Below are 4,363 nucleotides of genomic sequence, written 5' to 3'. Positions count from 1 at the left end.
GATCTTATGCTGTGACGGGCTACATCGGCCATGACGTGGCGCGCGACGATGATCTGCCCGAGCTGCGCCGGGCGCTGGCGCGCGGCACCGCCGCGAAGCGGGTGCTGGACATGCTGCGCGCCGATGCCGCCGATCTGACCGGGCGGCTCTGGCCGTATCACGCGCGCGTCGCCGCGCGGCACGGGCTGCGGCTGGTGATGTATGAGGGCGGGCCGCACCTGGCGGCCGGGGCAGAGGGGCGCGAGGAGGACGCGATCACCGATTTCCTAACCGAGATCTCGCACGCGCCCGAGGTGGCACAGCTGGTCGAGGCGCTGTTTGAAAGCTGGTCGGATCTGGGCGGCACGCAGGTCACGGCCTATCACGACATCGGCGGGCCCTCGCGCTGGGGCAGCTGGGGCGCGCTGCGCCACATCGACGACGACACGCCGCGCTGGCAGGCCTTGATGCGCTACAACCGCTCGGGTGCTGATTGGGAAAGCCGGGCGCCGGGCAGCTTCGCAGACGGGATGACGCTAAGCGGCGGCGCGGCGGCCGAGCGGCTGGTCGGCACGCCCGAGGAAGACCTGCTGCTGGGCGGCGGCGGCAATGACATCGTGCTGGCCGGGCCGGGCGACAGGGTCGATGGCGGGGCCGGGCACGACCGGCTGCTGCTGCCCGAGGCGCTGCGCGGCGCGCCGATGGCCTGGCAGGGCGAACGGCTTGAGATCGGGCAGGGGCGGGGTCGTATTCTCGTGGCCGGTGTCGAGGAGATCGCCTATGGCACCGAGACACAGGCACAGCCCGTGCCGGAGCGGCCCCGATGAGCGCAGCGACCCCGATGGAAATCCTGATCCCCGCCAGCAACGAGGCGGCGCTGATCGGTGATTGCCTCTCGGCCCTCGCCGCCGCCGCGCCGCCGCCCGGGCCGGTCGGCGTCACCGTCATCGCCAATGGCTGCCACGATGCCACCGTCGCGCGCGCGCGCGCCTTCACGGGGGCCTTCGCGGAAAAGAACTGGCAACTGCGGGTGATCGAGCTGGCGCAGGGCTCCAAGATCGCGGCGCTCAACGCGGGCGAGGCAGGTCTGCCGCCCGGCGCGATCCGGGTCTATCTCGATGCCGACGTCACCGTGTCGCACCGGCTGATCGCGGGGCTTCATGCCGCGCTCGACCGGCCGGGCGCGCTCTATGCCAGCGGTCGGCCGCGGATCACCGGGCGGGGCCGCGTCGCGCGCGCCTATGCCCGGCTCTGGGCGCGGCTGCCCTTCATGGCGCATGGTGTGCCGGGCTGCGGCCTCTTCGCGGTGAATGCCGAAGGCCGGGGCCGCTGGGGCCGGTTTCCCGATCTCATCTCGGACGACGGTTTCGTGCGGTTGCAATTCGCCCCCGCCGAGCGATGCGACGTGCTCGCCGGCTATGACTGGCCCGTGGCCGAGGGGTGGCGGGCGCTGGTGCGGGTGCGGCAACGGCAGGATGCGGGCATGCGCGAGCTGGCCGCGCGGCACCCCGAGATCATGTCGCGCGAGGACAAGCCGCCCCTGGGGGCCGCGGGGGCGGCCCGGCTGGCCCTGAGCGATCCGTTGGGCTTTGCGGTCTACTCTGCTGTCGCGCTCGGCGTCCGGCTGCGGCCCGCCGCCCGGGGCTGGAGTCGCGGCCGATGACGATGGCGGTGACGGCGGCGTTGATGGGGCGGCTGCGCTCGGCCGACATCGGCAGCCGGGCGCTGCGCTCGGCCGGAATCATGATCGCGGGCTTCGGCGCGAGCCAGCTCTTGCGGCTCGGCTCGAACCTGCTGCTGACCCGGCTGCTGTTTCCCGAGGCCTTCGGCATCATGGCGATCGTCATGGTGGTGATGATGGGCCTCAACATGTTCTCGGACGTGGGCCTCACCCCCGCCATCATGCAAAGCCGGCGCGGCGACGACCCCGCGTTCCTCGATACCGCCTGGACGATCCAGATCGGCAGGGGGATCGGGCTGTGGCTGGTGGCGCTGGTCCTGGCTGCGCCCGCGGCGCAGTGGTACGACGAGCCGATGCTGGCGCAATACCTGTCGGTGGCGGCTCTTTCGCTTGTCATCAACGGGTTCAACCCGACCCGGCTCGACACCGCGCACCGGCATCTGCGCGCCGGCCGGGTGACGCTGATCGAGCTGGCGACCCAGGCCACGCAGCTGATCGCCGGGCTGGCGCTGGCCTGGGCCTGGGGCTCGGTCTGGGCGCTGGTGGCGGGGGGGCTGGCGGGGGCTCTGGCGCAGCTGGTCTATCTCAACCTGTTCCTGCCCGGCGCGCGCAACCGGCTGCGGTTCGAGCGCGCGGCCGCCTCCGAGCTGGTGCATTTCGGCAAGTGGATCTTCCTGTCGACCGTCGCGGGCTTTGCCGTGGCGCAGGGCGACCGGCTGCTGATCGGCAGCTATCTCACCCTGTCGGATTTCGGGATCTACAACATCGGCCTGTTCCTCGCGACCTTTCCGGTGATGCTCGGCCACATGGTGACGCGGCGGGTGTTGATCCCGGTCTACCGCGACAGCCCGCCGGGCCGCAGCCGGGCCGATTTCCTGCGGCTGCGGCGGCTGCGGATGCTGGCCAGCGCGGGGCTGCTTATGGCCACCTTCGCGCTGGGCCTTCTGGGCGACTGGCTGATCGGGGTGATGTACGACGCGCGCTACGCCGCCGCGGGCGGGGTGGTGGTGCTGGTCGCGGTTCTGCAGATCCCGGTGCTGATCGGCATGACCTATGATCAGGCCGTGCTGGCCTCGGGGCGCTCGCGCCGCTTCTTCGCGCTGCAGGCCACGCGCGCGGTGCTGACGCTCGCGGGGCTGGCGGCAGGCCTTGCCTGGGGCGGGCTCTGGGGCGGTCTGCTGGGGCAGGGGGCGGCGCAGCTTCTGGCCTATCCGCTGCTCGTCGCCTTCGCGCGCCGCGAGCGCGCCTGGGATCCGCTGCACGATCTCGTGTTCGCGGCGGCGGGGCTGGTTCTGGCCGCTATCTGTCTTTGGGTGAACTTGCCCGCGGTGGTCGCGCTCGATACGCTCGGAGCCGGCTGAGAACGCCGCCCGAGGGGCGGGCAAGGGTCGAAAAAGCGCCGTATTCCCCGACCAGTCTGCAGGGCGGAACAGAAGTCTGGAGCAGGCGGAATGACGGGGCCGAACGAGAGCGCAGCGGGTGACATCGCCATCGTCGGCATGGCGGTGGACCTGCCGGGCGCACCGACGCTCGATGCCTTCTGGGAGATGCTGTCCGAAACGCGCACGGCGATCCGCCGCCTGACCCCGGAAGAGCTCGCGCAGGCCGGTGTGCCCGAGGAGGTCAGCCAAAGGCCCGATTACGTCCCCTACGGCGCGCCGCTCGAGGGTCACGACCTGTTCGACGCGGGCTTCTTCGGGCTGACGCCCAAGGACGCGGCGATCATGGACCCGCAGCACCGGCGCTTCATCCGCACCGCCTGGGCGGCGCTGGAGAACGCGGGCCGTCTGCCCGATGGCTTCGACGGCGCCATCGGCGTCTATGCCGGCTGCGGGCCCAACGACTATTACATGCGCAACCTGATGGGGAACGCCGATCTGCAGCGGGACGTCGGCGGCTTTCTCTTGCGCCACACCGGCAACGACAAGGATTTCCTCGCCACGCGGCTGAGCCACATGCTCGATCTCACCGGCCCTGCCGTTTCGGTGCAGACCGCCTGCTCGACCTCGCTCGTGGCGGTGCACATGGCCGCGCAGGCGCTGCTGACCGGGGAATGCGACATGGCGCTGGCGGGCGGCGCCACGATCGAACAGCCGCAGGGGCAGGGCTATCTTTGGCGCGAGGGAGAGATCCTGTCGCCGGACGGCATGTGCCGCGCCTTCGATCACCGTGCGCAGGGCACCGTCTTCGGCTCCGGCGCGGCGGTGGTGGCGCTGCGGCGGCTGGAGGACGCGCTGACGGCGGGCGATCACGTCTGGGCGGTGATCCGCGGCACCGCCATCAACAACGACGGCGCGCAAAAGGCGAGCTATCTCGCCCCGTCGGTCGAGGGGCAGGCCGCGGCCGTGGCCGCGGCGCTGCGCATGGCGGGGGTCGGGGCCGAGAGCCTCGGCCTCGTCGAATGCCACGGCACCGGCACCGCGCTGGGCGATCCGATCGAAGTCGCGGCCCTCACGCGGGCCTTCCGCGAGACGACGCAGGCGCGCGGTTTCTGCCGGATCGGCTCGGTCAAGACCGGCATCGGCCATACCGACACCGCGGCGGGGGCGGCTTCGCTCATCAAGGCGGCGCTGGCGTTGCACCACCGCGCGATCCCCGGCACCCCGGGTTTCGAGGCGCCCAACCCGGCCATGGCGCTCGCCTCGTCCCCCTTCGAGGTCGCGGCGACCACGCAGCCCTGGCCGCGCGGCGCCACGCCGCGCC

At 71.9% G+C, this 4,363-nt stretch carries 3 protein-coding genes and 1 pseudogene; all 4 read left to right on the top strand.

Annotation, left to right across the window (positions count from 1 at the left end; all coding sequences use genetic code 11):
• Positions 1 to 806: pseudogene (locus NHG85_RS10985) on the top strand (hypothetical protein); the annotation flags it as partial.
• The gene (locus tag NHG85_RS10980) at positions 803 to 1,642 is read left to right on the top strand and encodes a glycosyltransferase (RefSeq protein ID WP_253332333.1); all 840 of its coding nucleotides are present in this window, start codon (positions 803 to 805) and stop codon (positions 1,640 to 1,642) included. The pseudogene NHG85_RS10985 and the gene NHG85_RS10980, both read left to right, overlap by 4 nt.
• Positions 1,639 to 3,021 (top strand): oligosaccharide flippase family protein, encoded by a 1,383-nt coding sequence (locus NHG85_RS10975; protein WP_253332331.1) that lies wholly within the window; start codon positions 1,639 to 1,641, stop codon positions 3,019 to 3,021. Before NHG85_RS10980 ends, NHG85_RS10975 begins: the two co-directional genes overlap by 4 nt.
• 90 nt (positions 3,022 to 3,111) lie before the next feature.
• The coding region (locus tag NHG85_RS10970; RefSeq protein ID WP_253332329.1) for a beta-ketoacyl [acyl carrier protein] synthase domain-containing protein at positions 3,112 to 4,363 on the top strand (1,252 nt) is incomplete at its 3' end.

It is taken from the genome of Limimaricola litoreus (assembly GCF_024159025.1).
Taxonomy (GTDB): domain Bacteria; phylum Pseudomonadota; class Alphaproteobacteria; order Rhodobacterales; family Rhodobacteraceae; genus Limimaricola; species Limimaricola litoreus.
Note: the sequence above shows the minus strand (reverse complement) of the source record. Positions and strands in the feature narration are given on the sequence as shown.